This is a genomic window from Alkalihalobacterium elongatum (assembly GCF_019024285.1).
Taxonomy (GTDB): Bacteria; Bacillota; Bacilli; order Bacillales; family Bacillaceae_F; genus Alkalihalobacterium; species Alkalihalobacterium elongatum.
In genome coordinates, this window is sequence record NZ_WMKZ01000004.1 from 110598 (window position 1) to 126906 (window position 16309).

Here is a 16309-nt window from a genome sequence, read left to right on the forward strand (position 1 = left end):
TTAAATGTTTGCTAGTTCTGGATTAATAAATGCTAGGATTGCACGAACACCAACCCAAGTAAGGGCAAAGAAAATACCGATTGTTACGTAAGTTGAGATAACTTGCGAACGAGGTGTAACTGTAATTCCCCAAGATACTGCAAATGACCATAAACCATTAGCAAAGTGGAAAATTGTAGCGATAACACCAACAAAGTAGAACACAAGCATAAATGGACTACTTAAAATGTCAGCCATCATATTATAGTTAACTTCAGCTCCGAAAGCTGCTTGAATACGAGTCTCATAAACATGCCATACTACGAAAATTAATGTAATGATACCTGTCACACGTTGTAAAACGAACATCCAGTTACGGAAAAATCCGTAATGACTTACATTATTTCTAGCTTGAAAAGCAATATAAAGCCCGTAAATTGCATGATATAGTAATGGAATAAAGATTATAAAAATCTCTAAAAAATAACGAAATGGAAGATTTTCCATAAAATGAGATGCTTGGTTAAAAGCACTAGCACCTCTAGTAGCAAAGTGGTTAATAACTAAGTGTTGAACTAAGAATAATCCAACTGGAATGACACCCAGTAATGAGTGCAGCTTCCGATTCATAAACTCTCGATTTCCAGCCATACAAATGTCCCCCCACAAATTTTTTTGACTTCTAGCATCTTGTTCTCTAGCTATCTCTTTTCTTTTTGCTTATAATGCTGTACCTCCCTATCCTGTTTTCGTAAAGCATTAATAAGATAGAATATGAAACTTTAGTAAAGTTTCTGTGAATATATTGCGACAAATTTATTTTACTCCCATCGACTTATATCGTCAAGAAAACGTATACAGGATATATTCAAAAAATTCAATTTAAATGTTAAATTTTCAAAAAATATCGATAAAAGATACTATTTAGATACTATTTTAATAGAAACTGTGCATGAAGCACTTCTGCATTTTATGAAATTCTATTTATATTCTCTCATATCTCTTCTCTATTGTAACGAAAAATAAGCAAAAAGTCTTATATTACATTTCATACAAAGTTTTGGGTAATCTCTTAATTTTATCCTAGCAAAAAATAACTAACCAATAATAATCCGCTCCGTTGGATATTTATAATGACTTTTTGTTTCTTTACGACGAATAGAGAATAAAAAGGCTACTAACCCTACTCTACCAATGAACATAAGAACCATTAATACACATTGACTGGCAAATCCTAAATCTGCTGTGATACCCATTGAAAGACCACATGTACCGAACGCAGAAGCTGTTTCAAAGATGATTGCCATTAACGGAATATTATTACGACTTTCAAAGGCTGCAATCAGTATAACAGCACTAAATAATAATAAAATAAATACACTTAATACAATAAATGCTTTCTGACGATCTTCTGGATGAATTTCTCTTCCGAAAACTTTTACGTCCGTTTTACCAGAAGCAAAGCTCCATATCGTTAAAAACATAACTGCAAGTGTCGTCGTCCGTATACCGCCACCAACAGAAGACGGGCTTGCTCCAATTATCATTAATCCTGAAATAAATAATAATGTAGCTATGCTTAGCTCCGAAACATCCATCGTTGCTAACCCACCACTTCTAGCTGTTGCAGAATTAAACAAAGAATAAAATAACTGTTGATGCCACGCTAAACCTTCATAAAAATGACCTAGTTCAAGTAGCCAAATCCCTATAACACCAATTAAGAAAACGACAAAGTATGTGGTTGTTGTAATTTTTGTAAATAAACTAAACTTAAAATTAGGATTTTCCTTTGAGAAATATTCTCTTACCTCAAGGAGGACTGGAAACCCTATAGCACCTGCAAATATCAATAAGATCGTAACCAGTTGGACGTAGTAATCATTTGCAAAGGGTATTAACGATTGACCAGTAATATCAAACCCTGCATTCGTAAACGCACTCAAGGCTGCGAACGCCCCTTGATAATAAGCTTCTCCTACCGTATCAAAATAACGTATATAATATGTACCTAATATGAGTGCACCAATTAATTCAATGATTAAGGCGACAAATAAAATCCCTCTCATTAGATTTACAAGACCAGAAAACGAATTTTGGTTTTGGTCAACCATAATCAGCATCCGTTGTGATAGAATAATCTTCCTCCCAAATAGCATCCAGACGAAAGTTCCTAGCGTCATAATTCCTATTCCACCTAACTGGATCGCTAATGCCAAGAAAAAAATTCCTACATAGCTGTATGTTTCAGAAACATTCACAACCGTTAGACCTGTTACACTTACAGCACTAACTGAAGTAAACAAAGCTTCTGAAAAAGATAAATTTACACCTGTTTGGTGAGAGATAGGCAAGTATAAAAGTATACTAAATAAACCCATCGCAATAATATACGACAATATTATGATCCTAAAAGGTGTTAAAAATTGATTAAGCCCTAATTTCATAAAATTTACCTCCGCTTCATTCGCGGTTTAGTATACATGATTCAATATGCAAAGTAAATTTAATTTCTTAATTTGAAAAATGCATCAAATTGAACATAGAGAAAAAGCAATTGTGTGATTATAATAAGTAGAAGAGAGGGGTTTACATAAATGAAAAAAACTGAGCGCAACTTATCAACTAGTGAACAAAGTATTCCTTTATTTGGACACCATATCATTCGAAATGTTCTCATGTCAGATTTACTTGGTAAAGACCATGAAAGTATTTTATATTGGGCTGGAAAAAAGATCGCAAGACAATATTCCCAAGAAAGTTTAGAGGATATCATTGCATTTTTTTCAAAAGTAGGTTGGGGCGAACTTACTGTATTAAAAGAAAAACAGGATGAGATTAGCTTGGAGCTTGTTTCACCTTTCCATAAGGAGAAAGTATCTGTATCACATCAACTAGAGGCTGGCTTTTTGGCGGAACAATTAGAAGAACTAAAGAAACATATGACCGAAGCAATTGTTCAAGAAAAAAAAGATAAGGCAATTATTACCTTGAAATGGGACAGGAAAGACCCTATTAAATACTAATAACATTATTAAATACTAATAACATTATTAAATAAATCTCGCAAAAATAAATAATCCCCCACCTTCAACCTTTTCGTAAAGATTGTTAGTGAGGGGGTATATTATACTGTTAATTCTTGTTCTTCTAATTGAAATGCTCTGTGTAGAGCTTCAACAGCTGGAACCATAATTTCTTCCTCGACTAGAGCAGATACTTTGATTTCAGATGTACTTACCATTTTAATAAGAATTTCATTTTCAGCTAATATCTTAAACATTTGTGCTGCTACTCCTGGGTTTGAAATCATTCCTGAACCGATAATAGAAACTTTTGCAAGGTCTCCCTCATGTGTTAACTCGTTAAACTGAAGTTCTTCTTTATGAGCAATCAAGACAGATAATGCTTCTTCAAGTGAAGAGCGACTCGTTGAAAAAGAAATGCTCGTTTTCTCTTCAGCTGTTTGATTTTGAATAATGATATCTACGTTAATTCCATGCTCTGATAATAATGTAAACACATTCGAAAGGGTTTCTATTTCATTTGGTAAACCTGCAACTGTTATTTTTGTTATATCATTTTCAAACGCTATTCCACGCACGACTAAGTTTTGTTCCATTGATACTTCCTCCTCAATTAATGTTCCCACTTCCTCAACCATACTTGAGGCTACCATTAATTTAACTTGATAATTTTTTGCAAATTCTACTGCTCTCGGGTGCAAAACACCTGCGCCTAAATTAGCCATCTCTAACATTTCATCATATGAGATTGAATGGAGTTTTCTTGCCTCTTTAATAAATCGTGGGTCAGTTGTATAAACTCCTGTTACATCGGTATAAATATCGCATCTTTCAGCATTTAAAGCAGCTGCTAAGGCAACAGCTGTCGTATCTGAACCACCTCTACCTAGAGTTGTAATTTCTCCAGCTTGTGAAACTCCTTGAAATCCTGCTACGATGACAACATTACCTAAAGATAACTGGGCTACAATTCTGTCTGTTTGAATATCAAGAATTCGAGCATTACTGTGACTGTCTTCCGTTACGATACCAGCCTGCCAACCAGTAAATGATGTAGCACCGAGCCCTCTTTTTTGTAGTGCCATTGCGAGTAAAGAAATCGTAACCTGCTCCCCTGTCGTTAAAAGCATATCCATTTCACGCTTACTAGGTTTATCCGATATTTCCGTTGCTAGTTTCACTAATTGATCCGTCGTTTTCCCCATCGCAGAGACAACTACGACCACTTGGTGGCCTTGTTCAACCGTCTTTGCTACACGTCCTGCAACGTGTTCGATTTTCTCCACAGAACCTACTGAAGTTCCACCGTATTTTTGTACTATTATCGCCACTATATTTCATCCTTTCTTGTAAAGGAGAAAGAAAACAAAAAAAGCAACAATAAGGAAAAGTCCTCACTGTTGCTTGGAATACCAAAAGGTAATAGTTGTTCCCTTGCTCCGTGAGATAGTTCTCCACACAACTTTTGGGTTGGTTGCGTGACAGCCCTGCACTTATTCAATACAGGTCCAGCATTAAGAGAGATGAGACTCTTAATACTTCGGCGAATTCCCCTTTCAGCAAAGTTCTATGGAACCCATCTTCCTAGCTCTGCCTACTATTGGTTTTCGCTCCTCTACCACCACTTCAATTCAGAAGTTCGGTATATTAAGTTAATTTAAATTCTAACAGAAGATTACCTTCCTGACAATTACTTTTTCTCTTCACTATTATTAAGCACACGAAGTATTTCCGTTGCGACTTTTTCTGGAATAGCAATTTGTCTATAGTCTTCAATTGTGGCTTCCCTCATTTTTTTTATTGAGCCAAAATGCTTAAGAAGCTTCCGACGTCTTTTTTCTCCAACTCCAGGAATATCATCTAAAATAGATGAAAACAACGTTTTACTCCGAGCTTGTCTGTGGAAAGAAATTGCAAAGCGGTGTACTTCATCTTGAATTCTTTGTAATAAATAAAATTCATGACTATCTCTTTTCAGTGGGACAACCTCTGGTGGGTCTCCCATAAGAAGTTGTGATGTCCGGTGTTTTTCATCTTTTGCTAAACCACAAACAGGGATTGATAGTCCTAATTGATCTTCTAAGACACTTTGAGCTGCTGAAATTTGACCTTTTCCTCCGTCTATGACAATAAGATCTGGGAATGGCCCGTTTTCTTTTAACAGCCTTAAATAACGCCGATAAACGACTTCTCGCATCGATGCGTAATCATCTGGACCTTCAACATCTTTTACTTTATATTTTCGATAATCCTTTTTGCTAGGCTTTCCATCTACAAAAGAAATCATCGCTGATACTGGATCTGTACCTTGAATATTTGAATTATCAAAAGCTTCAATTCGATATGGTGTTGAAATGCCGAGGGCTTTTCCTAAGTTTTCAACTGCCTTTATCGTTCTTTCCTCATTTCTTTCGATAATCGCAAACTTCTCTTTTAAAGCCGCTTCTGCATTTTTTTCAGCTAAAAGAACAAGTTCTCGTTTATTTCCTCGTTTTGGTTGAACAACTTTAACAGAAAGCAACTGCTCTATTAAATCAGCTTCTATTTCTTCTGGCACTAAAATTTCTGATGGCTTCACATGTTCTTTTTTTAGATAAAATTGACCGATAAACGTCAACACGTCATCAAGTGGTTCTTGATAAAACGGAAAAATAGAAACATCCCGCTCAATCAACTTTCCTTGTCTTACAAAAAATACTTGGACACACATCCAACCTTTATCATAGGCATAGGCAAATACATCACGGTCAACCCTATCATTAATAGACATCTTTTGTTTTTCCATAACCGTTTGCATCTGTTGAATTAAATCTCTTAATTCTTTTGCACGCTCAAAATTTAATTCTTCTGCTGCTTTATTCATTTTTTCGATCAATTCATTCTTAACCATTTCATGACCATGTTTTAAGAATTTGGAAATTTCCTGGACCATTTCATGATTTTGCTCTTTCGTTACTTCTTGAACACAGGGTGCCAAACATTGACCAATATGATAATAAAGACATACCCGGTCTGGAAGAGTACTACATTTTCTTAACGGGTAAAGTCTATCCAAAAGTTTTTTCGTTTCGTTGGCCGCACCTGCATTTGGATATGGCCCAAAATATTTGCCGCCATCTTTCTTTACATTTCTTGTTGTAATTAAGCGCGGATGTTCTTCCGATGTTATTTTTAAATAAGGATAAGATTTGTCATCCTTTAACATGACATTATATTTGGGATCATGCTTCTTTATTAAATTCATCTCTAAGATGAGTGCTTCAAGGTTTGAAGATGTAATAATATATTCAAAATCAGCTATTTCACTAACGAGACGCTGCGTTTTACCATCATGAGTTCCAGTAAAATAAGAACGAACTCGATTTTTTAGTATTTTAGCTTTTCCTACATAGATGATCGTTCCTTGGCGATCTTTCATTAAATAACAGCCTGGTTGATCAGGAAGTACTGCTAATTTTTCTTTCAGAGTAGACATACTTTTTCCTCCCTCCTCTCTATTGTTCTCAAAAGGAAGGAAATTTGCAACTAAAAGGTACAATCTTTTAAAAACTGGCAAATGAGGCAAGTGCTAGCTGTTTGATTAGGGAAGGTCTGTTGCCCGAACTAGACTCTTGAGCAGTAAAGAAGCTCATCCTCTGTTTCTGCTTTTTGGCGGTACTGTGAGGACCTTATTTGCTTAAATTCACTTATATTTCCTATTAAAACTAGTAAATAAGGGTATTTGAGGTGCTCTAAATATGAAAAACAGCAGGATTGGATTGAAATAAGGGCCTGTCAGTGCTTTAATTTCATATTGCTCCTAAAAGTATACTCCTCACTCGATGCCAAGTGCTGAAACTAATCAATCTTAGATCGGTAAAGCCTTATAGCAATTTAAAAACAACCACTGGTGGTATAATTATAAAAATAAAAGACCCCGTCATGAACGGAGTCAATTACATTGTTATCTATTAAAGGTGTTTATTTAATAGCTCTACTAAAGCTTCTTTCGGTTGGAAACCAACCACTTGGTCAACTTTCTCACCGTTTTTGAATACCATTAATGTAGGAATACTCATTACACCAAATTTTCCAGCTGTTTCTTGGTTTTCATCAACGTCTACCTTAACGATTTTAACCTTGTCGCCCATTTCTGAATCTAATTCTGTTAAAACTGGAGCGATCATTTTACAAGGTCCACACCAAGGAGCCCAAAAGTCCGCTAATACTACACCTTCTCCAGTTTCAGTTGCAAAGTTTTGATCAGTTGCGTTTACAATTGCCATTATTAAATTCCTCCTTATAATCCAACTTTTTCTACAAATGCATTATACCATTACGGTATTATGATTGCTATAATGTTGCTCACACAAGTATGATACCCTTTCGTGAACAAAATAACGCTTTTTTATGTATATCGTTGTTTACTTTTTTATTTTAGCTCTTTCTAAAATGTTGTTGCTTTAGCTATTGGATCGTTAACGAAAACAACCTTTATTCAGACGTGTGAAATTAACAGTTTCACATTGGAGCCCTTAATCAACTCATACCAACAATATCCGTTAACAATTTTAGTTCTGCTCTTTAATAGTTATTGTCGAGTCCGAATGTACGATTGTATTTTAGCGTCTTGAAATCAAAAAGCCGCTTCTAATTAGAAGCGGCTAATGATAAACGTATTAAGATACAACTACTTTTTTAAGTTCTTCAGTTAATAGTGGAACAACATCAAATAGGTCGCCAACGATACCGTAATCTGCTACTTCAAAGATCGGTGCTTCTGGATCTTTGTTAACTGCAACGATAACTTTAGAGTTAGACATACCTGCTAAGTGTTGAATTGCTCCTGAAATACCAAATGCAAAGTAAAGATCTGGTGTTACTACTTTACCTGTTTGACCAATTTGTAATGAGTAATCGCAGTACTCTGCGTCACAAGCACCACGAGATGCACCTACTGCAGCTCCTAAAACATCTGCAAGTTCTTGTAGCGGCTTGAAACCGTCAGCACTTTTCACTCCACGACCACCAGAAACGATAATCTTAGCTTCTGAAAGGTCAACCCCACCTGTAGCTTTACGTACAACCTCTTTAACAATTGTACGAAGGTCTTTAATTTCAACAGTAACACTTCCAACATCTCCAGAACGAGACTCATCTTTTTCTAGTGGAGCAATGTTATTTGGACGAATTGTTACTAGAACAGTTCCTTCTTCAATTTGCTTTTTCTCAAACGCTTTACCAGAGTAGATCGGACGTGTGAAAACTGGCTCACCGCCATCAACTTCAACGTTTACCACGTCAGAAACTAGACCAGCGTTTAATTTCGCAGCAATACGAGGAGACACGTCTTTACCTATTGAAGTATGTCCCAAAACAACGCCTTCTGGTTGTTCAACGTCCATAACTTGTAGAATTGCTTGTTGGTAAGCATCTGTTGTATATGCTTTTAAGTCAGTATTTTCAACTTTAAGAACACGATCTGCACCATAATGGATCATAGCGTTTGCTAGATCGCCTACTGATTCACCTAATAACGCAGCAACTACTTCTCCACCGTCTGCGATTAGTTTTGCAGCTGCAACTGCTTCAAACGAAACATTACGAAGTTCACCGTCACGAATTTCACCAAAAACTAGTACTTTTTTTGCCATGTTGATCCCCCCAATTATATGACTTTCGCTTCAGACTTTAATAATGAAACAAGTTCTTTTACTTGAGCATCAATTTCGCCTTCAAGAATTTTACCAGCTTGTTTTTGTGGTGGTAGGAAGATTTCTACCGTTTTTGATTTTGCTTCTACATCTTCTTCTTCTAAATCAAGGTCATCTAAATCAAGTGTTTCTAATGGCTTCTTCTTCGCTTTCATAATTCCTGGAAGAGATGGGTAGCGAGGCTCGTTTAAGCCTTGAGTTGCTGTTACAAGTACTGGTAATGAAACTTCAACTGTTTCCTCATCACCTTCAACATCACGTACGATTGTAGCAGTATTTCCATCTACAGTTAACTTAGTGATTGTAGTTACTGAAGGCATACCTAGCATTTCAGCAACACGAGGTCCAACTTGTCCAGAACCACCGTCTACAGCTACGTTTCCTCCTAAAATAATATCAATCTCTTGGTCTTTTAAGTAAGTTGCTAGTAAAGTAGCAGTTGTGAATTGGTCAGTCTCTTCAACGTCTTCACTATCAATTAGAACTGCTTTATCAGCACCCATTGCAAGAGCAGTACGAAGTTCTTTTTCAGCTTCTTCTGTTCCTACTGTTACAACAGTAACTTCTCCACCGTGCTCGTCACGAAGAACGATTGCTTCTTCGATTGCGTACTCATCGTATGGGTTGATGATGAATTCAGCTCCGCTGTCATCAATTTGTCCACCACTGACAGTGATTTTCTCTTCTGTATCAAAGGTGCGTTTCATAATAACGAAAATATTCATTATAGTCCCTCCCTAAAATAGTTAGCTTATTTATTTTTAAATTCTGGCTTACGTTTTTCAATAAAAGCTTGGATACCTTCTTTGCTATCATGAGACTCCCCGGCAGCACCAAAGAGCTCCGCTTCTTTTTCTAAACCTGCAGTAAAGTTTGCATCCTTCGCATATGTTAAAGCTTCTAATGCAAGTTTTATAGTGTATCTACTCTTAGTCGCAATCTTACCTGCTAGTTTATAAGCTTCTTCCATCATGAGCGCTTGTTCAGAATGCACCGAATTAATTAGACCTAAAGTTAAAGCTTCAGATCCTGTAATTGGCTCACTTGTTAAAATTAACTCTGCTGCTTTTGCTTGACCTACGATACGTGGCAAACGTTGTGTACCAGCAAAGCCAGGAATTAGTCCTAACTGAAGTTCAGGTAGACCAAGTTTCGTATCTTCTGTAGCTAGGCGAATGTGACACGCCATTGCTAATTCTAATCCTCCACCTAGTGCTGCACCGTGAATAGCTGCGATAACTGGTTTCGGAAATCTTTCAATACGATTTAGTAGTTCTTGACCCTTGCTTGCTAATTCAGCAAATCTGTTACCGCTTTCAAGTGTTGTAAACTCTTTTATGTCTGCTCCTGCGGCAAAAAAGCGCCCTTCTCCATGAAGAATGATAACACTCACATCTTCATTATGCTCAACCTCATTAAAGGCCTGTTCTAACTCTTGTAATAATTGAGAAGATAGGGCGTTTGCTGGAGGTCGGTTTAAAGTGATTGTGGCTATTTGTTGTTCCACATTTACAGATAGTGTTTCCATCTGTTCTTACTCACTCCTCTCATGGTAAGCATCCTCTTTTTCTATTTATCTACTGCAAATCCCATCTAATAATAGTTCATGCATTGGTTTTGCAAGTGAGACCAGATCATATTTACAATCTTTCATTACCCAGTTTGTAACTACTTCATCTAGTGTACCAAAAATCATTTGTCTTGCTAACCGGAAATCTAAATTTTCTGAGAAGTAACCGCTTTCTTTACCTTCCGATAGAACAGTATCTATTAAATCCAAGTACTTCTTTAATACTTCATTAATTCTTAATCTAAGCTCCGCATTTGATTGACGTAACTCTAGTTGCGTAACAATAGCAAGCGCTCGATTTGCTGCTAATTGCTTAAAGTGCATCTCAATGAGGATAAATAGCTTCTCTTTTGGAGTAAGATTGCCTTCAATCTGTTCTTGGATCTTATCAACAAATCTTCCCATCTTTTCTTCAAATAAAGAAATGAGGATATCTTCTTTATTTTTAAAATAAAGATAGATCGTTCCATCAGCAACTCCAGCTTCTTTTGCAATTTTTGATACTTGAGCATGATGATAGCCATTTTCAGCGATTACTTTAACCGCTGCCTCGATAATTTGATCGTATTTAGGTCCTTTTTTCTTCCCCATGGCATTCTTCCTTTCAAAGCAACACTTATATTTAAGTTGCCCGTTAAAATGAATGACCATTCATTCATATTTCATATTCTAGGGTAAGGACCGCTTTTTGTCAACGAAATTATTTAAGTTGTATGAATTTTTCAACACAACGTTTTCTTAACAACTTAAAAAATCTGTCAACTCTTCTTACTTTAGTTCTATCATATAATGAAACGAATTGTAAATCAATGTATGAAACCTTTGTGAATACTGCGGATAATTTTCCAAGGTAAGCTATCCTTTTACTATAAACATTCTCTAGTAACTACCTTACCGATAATTACCATTATTAAATGTGCTCTTTGAAACTCTTCTTGAAAATGTAAGCTCTGTTATCTTATCACACGATGGCCCAAACAATGTCAACACGTAGGCAGTAGTTCAAGAAAAATGTTCTTCATCAATGACGTCTTTTCTTTTTACTAAGAATGTGTAATAGCAGAATGTTGATGGGAAGAATTTTAAAAGTGAAGTGTAAAGTTATTTAGAAAGGAGTGGATATAAGACCCTTTTTATGCGATTCTGAGTAGGTTTCGCGTACAAAATCATTCGATAGTCCACTAATTTACCAGTATAAGGTGAATACCTGTTCTTATTCAAAAGTTAGAACACTTTTTTACCTGTAACAGGAAGATGACGAATGGACTGGTGTGTATTTCACTAAGCGAAATACACATTAAAACCAAAAAGGTTGAGGTACCCATAAGAAACCCCAACCTTTTAGAATGCTAACTATATTGTTTTTATGTTGCTAATCAACTGTTGTTTTTTTTTGTGTTTTGAAATTTTCTCCACTACAACGGAACTATTTAGACAATAGTCAGCCTGTTTGGGATTAACTCGATTTTTTCACTTTATCGTTCTGCTTATTTTCTTCTTCCTCAACTAGAACTCGACGTAAAACCTTACCTACCATTGTCTTTGGTAATTCTTTACGGAACTCATATTGTCTCGGTATTTTGTAAGCTGCTAATTGCGAGCGACAGAATTTATCAAGCTCTTTTTCTGAAACAGATGCTCCTTCTTTTAAAACAACGAATGCTTTAACTGTTTCTCCGCGATATGGATCTGGTACTCCGATGATAACTGCCTCTTGAATCGCTTCATGCTCGAATAGCACTTCTTCAATCTCGCGCGGATAGATATTAAACCCACCTGCGATAATCATATCTTTCTTACGATCAACGATAAAGAAATAGCCGTCTTCATCCATATAACCCATATCTCCTGTTAATAACCAATCTTCATAAAAAGTCGCTTGTGTGTCTTCAGGACGATTCCAGTACCCCTTCATTACTTGAGGAGCGCGGACAGCAAGTTCACCTACTTCACCAGGCTTAGCGACTTCTCCTGGTTCAATAAAAATTGCTGCTTCAGTATCAGGCCAAGGTAAACCGATACTTCCTCCACGTCTTTCCTCCCAAATTGGATTACAATGGGTAACTGGAGATGCTTCAGTTAGTCCGTATCCTTCTACTAACTTTCCACCTGTTAACTCCTCAAATTTTGTTTGAACTTCAGCTGGTAATGAAGAAGAACCACTAATACACGCTTCGATTGATGATAGATTATACTTTCCGATATCAGGATGGTTAATTAATCCGATATACATTGTTGGTGCACCAGGGAAAATTGTAATTTTATGCTTATCAATGATTTGTAAAATCTCTTTAGGGTCAAACTTTGGAACAATAAACATTTGTGAGCCCGTCATGATAGATAAGTTCATTGAGACTGTCATTCCATAAACATGGAAAAATGGTAGTGCTGCAAGTGTACGGTTTTCCTTATTGCTCAGCTTATACATCCAATGGAAACATTGAGTAGTATTTGCTACTAAATTTCGGTGTGTAAGCATGACTCCTTTAGCTAAGCCTGTTGTACCTCCCGTATATTGTAACAGCGCAAGATCTTCTTTTGGATCTACTTCTACATTTGGTGCTTCATCTCGGCCTTTAGTAAGGAAGGATACAAACTTCACAGTCGTTTGATTATATGCAACTTCAGGTTTGAAACCGTAATTCTTTTTTTGAATAAATGGATATACTAAATTTTTTGGAAATGGTAAATAGTCTTTGATAGCGGTTACAATTATCTTTTCAACTTTCGTATTCTCCTTTACTTTCATTACTCGTGAGTAGAGTAAATCTAAGCAAAGAATAATTCTTGCCCCAGAGTCTGCTAATTGATGTTCTAACTCTCTCTCAACGTAAAGAGGGTTTGTTTGAACAACAACTCCACCTGCGATTAACGTACCATAGTAAGCAATTACAGCTTGCGGACAGTTTGGGAGCATAATTGAAACTCGATCACCCTTTTGCAAGCCAGAGTCAATAAGGGCATTGGCAAACTTACATGAGGATTTATACAATTGTTCGTATGTCATTTGTTTACCAAAAAAATATGTAGCATATTTTGATGGGGTTCTTTCGTACGTATCTTTCAGAAGACCATGTAATGTTTGATCTTCATAGTTAATCGTTTGAGGGACTTCTTTAGGATATTTATTATGCCATTTCATTTCAGTAACAGTTGCCAAGATAATTCCTCCTTAAGTCTCTCCTTTTCCTACAATAATTCATTCTCTCCTAACGACTATTGTACTGAATGTTCGTTCATTTTAAAATAGTTTTTTTGAAAATTTTTTGAATTTTTTTATATAAAAATAGTTATTTGTATACTTCCAATGCTTCTTTTAGTAGAATTTTGGGGTATCTAGAATAAATTACCTCCTCCTCGTATTACTGATTTCAAAAAATCATTTTGTGAAAATAACTTTTTCACAAGTTGGACTGAAGATCAAGCATCATTCATATCCATTAAAATAGTTTCCCAAAATGAAAAAAGTGGCCGCTCTCTGGCAGCCACTTTACAACTTATGATGTTTGCTGTGTATCCTCATTCGATTTTTCTTCTAGTTTAGCTTTTTCTTCATCAACGAGAACTCGCCTTAGGATTTTACCTATTAACGTCTTTGGTAATTCTTTTCTAAATTCATACAGTTTAGGAACTTTATATGCAGCTAAATGTTCACGGCAATACTTATCAAGCTCTTCTTCTGTCAAACTCGCTCCTTCTTTCAATACGACAAATGCTTTGACCGTTTCACCACGATACGGATCAGGTACACCAATGACAACAGCTTCTTGGATTTTTTCATGTTCGTATAAAACCTCCTCTATTTCTCGAGGATATATATTAAATCCGCCAGCGATGATCATATCCTTTTTACGGTCTACGACATAGAAATATCCGTCTTCATCCATATAGCCCATATCTCCAGTTAGGAACCAGTCTTCTTTAAACGTTGAAGCTGTTGCTTCTGGTCGGTTCCAATAACCTTTCATTACTTGCGGACCACGGACCATAATTTCTCCTACTTCACCTGGTCCTGCGATTTCACCCGTTTCTGCAGATAAAACGGCTGCCTCAGTGTCTGGCCATGGAATACCAATACTTCCTTCCTTACGTTTCCCCCAAATCGGTGTTGCAATAGCTACTGGAGATGTTTCAGTTAACCCGTACCCTTCAACGAGCTTTCCACCCGATAGTTTTTCAAATTTTTGTTGAACTTCAAGTGGTAATGGAGCAGCCCCACTAAGACAAACTTCAATAGATGAGAGATCATAATTTTGAATTTCAGGATTATTGATAAGTGCCACATACATTGTTGGTGCACCTGGAAACATCGTAACCTTTTGTTTTTCAATCGTTTTTAATACATCTTTTGGATCGAACTTTGGAAGAACAATCATTTTAGATTGATACATTATCGATACGTTCATAATTACAGTCATTCCGTAAACATGAAAGAACGGGAGTGCAGCAAGAACACGTTCTTCTCCTTTTTTCATCTTATACATCCAATGTAAGCATTGTGTTGTATTTACAACTAAATTATGGTGAGTCAGCATAACTCCTTTAGCTACACCTGTTGTTCCTCCAGTATATTGTAATAATGCCAAGTCTTCTTTAGGTGAAACTTTTGTATCCAGTTCCTTTTCTGATCCTGCCTTAAGAAACTCAGCAAAGTTAATTGTCTTTGAATCGTATGAAATATTAACTGATATACCTGTGTTTTTCTTTTGGATAAAAGGATAAATTAAATTTTTTGGAAAAGGTAAATAATCCTTAATACCTGTTACGATAACATGTTCAAGGTTAGTTTTATTACGTACTTTCGCCACACGAGGATAAACTAAATCAAGACAAACCATGACTTTTGCGCCAGAGTCATTTAACTGATGTTCAATTTCCCGCTCTACATAAAGTGGGTTGGTTTGGACTACTATCGCCCCTGCCATGAGCGCTCCATAATAACAGATGACGGACTGCGGAGTATTTGCAAGCATTATGGCAACTCGATCACCTTTTTTTATTCCAAGGCTTTGTAACTGATTTCCGAACTTTTTTGCTAACGTATAAAGTTCTTGGTAAGACAATTCTTTTCCAATAAAGTGGATCGCCTTTTTATCGGGAACCTGCTCTGCAGCTTCTTTCAAAAAAGATTGAAGACTTCTTTCAGGATATTGAATTGATGTAGGTATTTCTGCTGGATAATGCTCGAGCCAACGCTTTTCAACCGTTGTTGTCACAGTTAAAAACCTCCCTTTTATATTAAGTCTCCTTTCCAACCCATTCCCTCTCTAACTCTATTGTATTGTAAACGGTTACAAAATTAAACTGATTTATTAAAATTTTTAGAAAAAAATGATAGAAATATAGAAATATTCCTATCATGAACACTTTTTCCCCTTTATAACTACTAAATTGTTTTGACTAAAACTCATTCTAGAAATGTGCATAAAAAAATGGAATGAAATATTTTGAGAAATTGCAGTTTCTCATACATTTCATTCCATTTCATATATGCATTAACACAACTAATTAAATAATACTATTCTATAAATTTAATAACATAAAAATAACTCCAATTAGAATAAAAACTCCACATAGAACCATTAAAACTTTCCAAAGTGTTTCCACCCTTAATGCCTCCTACCTTTTTACGCCGAAATAATACTTGCCCCAATAATATAAGATAGAGCAACAGAAATAGTCATCGCAATGAAGCCGACTGCACGATTGTCATTAGCAATTTCATCGTCTACTTTAAAGCTTGGTGTTAAAAATTCAAACATAAAATAACATAGTAATAAAAGAACAAAACCAACGATCCCCCATCCAAGCATTTCAAGTAATGAATCGTTGTGCAGGATGGAGAATCGGAAGATATTAGCTACCCCAAATATTTTTCCACCTGTCGCTAAGGCAACAGCGATATTTCCCTTTTTAATTTCATCCCAATTGTTATATTTTGTTACTAGTTCAAACACCGCTAGAAAAACAATAATTGCGAGTACAGAGACACTGTAGTAAGCTGCGGTTTGAATATAAATATTTTCAAAAAGAGTTTCCAT

Annotated in this window: 13 protein-coding genes and 1 riboswitch; of the genes, 1 reads left to right on the top strand and 12 read right to left on the bottom strand. The window is 36.0% G+C overall.

Annotated elements, in window-relative coordinates; translation table 11 throughout:
* Together GKP30_RS07780 and GKP30_RS07785 are read right to left on the bottom strand one after the other, a co-directional pair.
* A complete protein-coding gene (locus GKP30_RS07780) occupies positions 1–630 on the bottom strand; it encodes a succinate dehydrogenase cytochrome b558 subunit (RefSeq protein WP_216828864.1) in 630 nt (209 codons plus the stop codon).
* A 446-nt stretch (positions 631–1076) separates the two neighbouring features.
* The gene (locus GKP30_RS07785; RefSeq protein WP_216828865.1) at positions 1077–2426 is read right to left on the bottom strand and encodes a TrkH family potassium uptake protein; all 1350 of its coding nucleotides are present in this window, start codon (positions 2424–2426) and stop codon (positions 1077–1079) included.
* Positions 2427–2576: 150 nt separating this feature from the next.
* Between GKP30_RS07785 and GKP30_RS07790 the strand changes: the two genes are divergently transcribed.
* Positions 2577–3005 (top strand): DUF2507 domain-containing protein, encoded by a 429-nt coding sequence (locus tag GKP30_RS07790; protein ID WP_216828866.1) that lies wholly within the window; start codon positions 2577–2579, stop codon positions 3003–3005.
* 101 nt (positions 3006–3106) lie between these two features.
* Here GKP30_RS07790 and GKP30_RS07795 read toward each other — a convergent pair whose 3' ends face one another.
* The 10 genes from GKP30_RS07795 to GKP30_RS07840 form a co-directional block, all read right to left on the bottom strand.
* The gene (locus GKP30_RS07795) at positions 3107–4336 is read right to left on the bottom strand and encodes an aspartate kinase (RefSeq protein ID WP_216828867.1); all 1230 of its coding nucleotides are present in this window, start codon (positions 4334–4336) and stop codon (positions 3107–3109) included.
* 108 nt (positions 4337–4444) lie between these two features.
* Positions 4445–4631: riboswitch (Lysine riboswitch) on the bottom strand.
* Positions 4632–4695: 64 nt separating this feature from the next.
* On the bottom strand, positions 4696–6480 hold the full coding sequence (uvrC, locus tag GKP30_RS07800) for an excinuclease ABC subunit UvrC (RefSeq protein ID WP_216828868.1): 1785 nt from the start codon (positions 6478–6480) through the stop codon (positions 4696–4698).
* A gap of 475 nt (positions 6481–6955) precedes the next feature.
* On the bottom strand, positions 6956–7270 hold the full coding sequence (trxA, locus tag GKP30_RS07805) for a thioredoxin (protein ID WP_216828869.1): 315 nt from the start codon (positions 7268–7270) through the stop codon (positions 6956–6958).
* A gap of 393 nt (positions 7271–7663) precedes the next feature.
* Positions 7664–8638, bottom strand: a complete 975-nt coding sequence (locus tag GKP30_RS07810; protein WP_216828870.1) for an electron transfer flavoprotein subunit alpha/FixB family protein — start codon at positions 8636–8638, stop codon at positions 7664–7666.
* A 14-nt stretch (positions 8639–8652) separates the two neighbouring features.
* On the bottom strand, positions 8653–9423 hold the full coding sequence (locus tag GKP30_RS07815) for an electron transfer flavoprotein subunit beta/FixA family protein (protein ID WP_216828871.1): 771 nt from the start codon (positions 9421–9423) through the stop codon (positions 8653–8655).
* A 26-nt stretch (positions 9424–9449) separates the two neighbouring features.
* Positions 9450–10226, bottom strand: a complete 777-nt coding sequence (locus GKP30_RS07820; protein ID WP_216828872.1) for an enoyl-CoA hydratase — start codon at positions 10224–10226, stop codon at positions 9450–9452.
* A gap of 45 nt (positions 10227–10271) precedes the next feature.
* Entirely contained in the window at positions 10272–10859 is a 588-nt protein-coding gene (locus tag GKP30_RS07825) for a TetR/AcrR family transcriptional regulator (protein WP_216828873.1), read from the bottom strand.
* Between the two features lie 865 nt (positions 10860–11724).
* Positions 11725–13428: a long-chain-fatty-acid--CoA ligase gene (locus tag GKP30_RS07830; protein WP_407928598.1), complete on the bottom strand. Its 1704-nt coding sequence runs from the start codon at positions 13426–13428 to the stop codon at positions 11725–11727.
* A 337-nt stretch (positions 13429–13765) separates the two neighbouring features.
* Positions 13766–15484 carry a long-chain-fatty-acid--CoA ligase gene (locus GKP30_RS07835; RefSeq protein ID WP_216828874.1) on the bottom strand — a complete coding sequence of 573 codons (1719 nt, stop codon included), beginning with the start codon at positions 15482–15484 and terminating at the stop codon, positions 13766–13768.
* Positions 15485–15895: 411 nt separating this feature from the next.
* A complete protein-coding gene (locus tag GKP30_RS07840; protein WP_216828875.1) occupies positions 15896–16309 on the bottom strand; it encodes a DUF350 domain-containing protein in 414 nt (137 codons plus the stop codon).

What these genes read in the sequence shown, in the direction of transcription:
- GKP30_RS07780 (WP_216828864.1), bottom strand. Translation starts at nt 630, where the DNA reads ATGGCTGGAAATCGAGAGTTTATGAATCGGAAGCTGCACTCATTACTG.
- GKP30_RS07785 (WP_216828865.1), bottom strand. Translation starts at nt 2,426, where the DNA reads ATGAAATTAGGGCTTAATCAATTTTTAACACCTTTTAGGATCATAATA.
- GKP30_RS07790 (WP_216828866.1), top strand. Translation starts at nt 2,577, where the DNA reads ATGAAAAAAACTGAGCGCAACTTATCAACTAGTGAACAAAGTATTCCT.
- uvrC (WP_216828868.1), bottom strand. Translation starts at nt 6,480, where the DNA reads ATGTCTACTCTGAAAGAAAAATTAGCAGTACTTCCTGATCAACCAGGC.
- trxA (WP_216828869.1), bottom strand. Translation starts at nt 7,270, where the DNA reads ATGGCAATTGTAAACGCAACTGATCAAAACTTTGCAACTGAAACTGGA.
- GKP30_RS07810 (WP_216828870.1), bottom strand. Translation starts at nt 8,638, where the DNA reads ATGGCAAAAAAAGTACTAGTTTTTGGTGAAATTCGTGACGGTGAACTT.
- GKP30_RS07815 (WP_216828871.1), bottom strand. Translation starts at nt 9,423, where the DNA reads ATGAATATTTTCGTTATTATGAAACGCACCTTTGATACAGAAGAGAAA.
- GKP30_RS07820 (WP_216828872.1), bottom strand. Translation starts at nt 10,226, where the DNA reads ATGGAAACACTATCTGTAAATGTGGAACAACAAATAGCCACAATCACT.
- GKP30_RS07825 (WP_216828873.1), bottom strand. Translation starts at nt 10,859, where the DNA reads ATGGGGAAGAAAAAAGGACCTAAATACGATCAAATTATCGAGGCAGCG.
- GKP30_RS07840 (WP_216828875.1), bottom strand. Translation starts at nt 16,309, where the DNA reads ATGGAAACTCTTTTTGAAAATATTTATATTCAAACCGCAGCTTACTAC.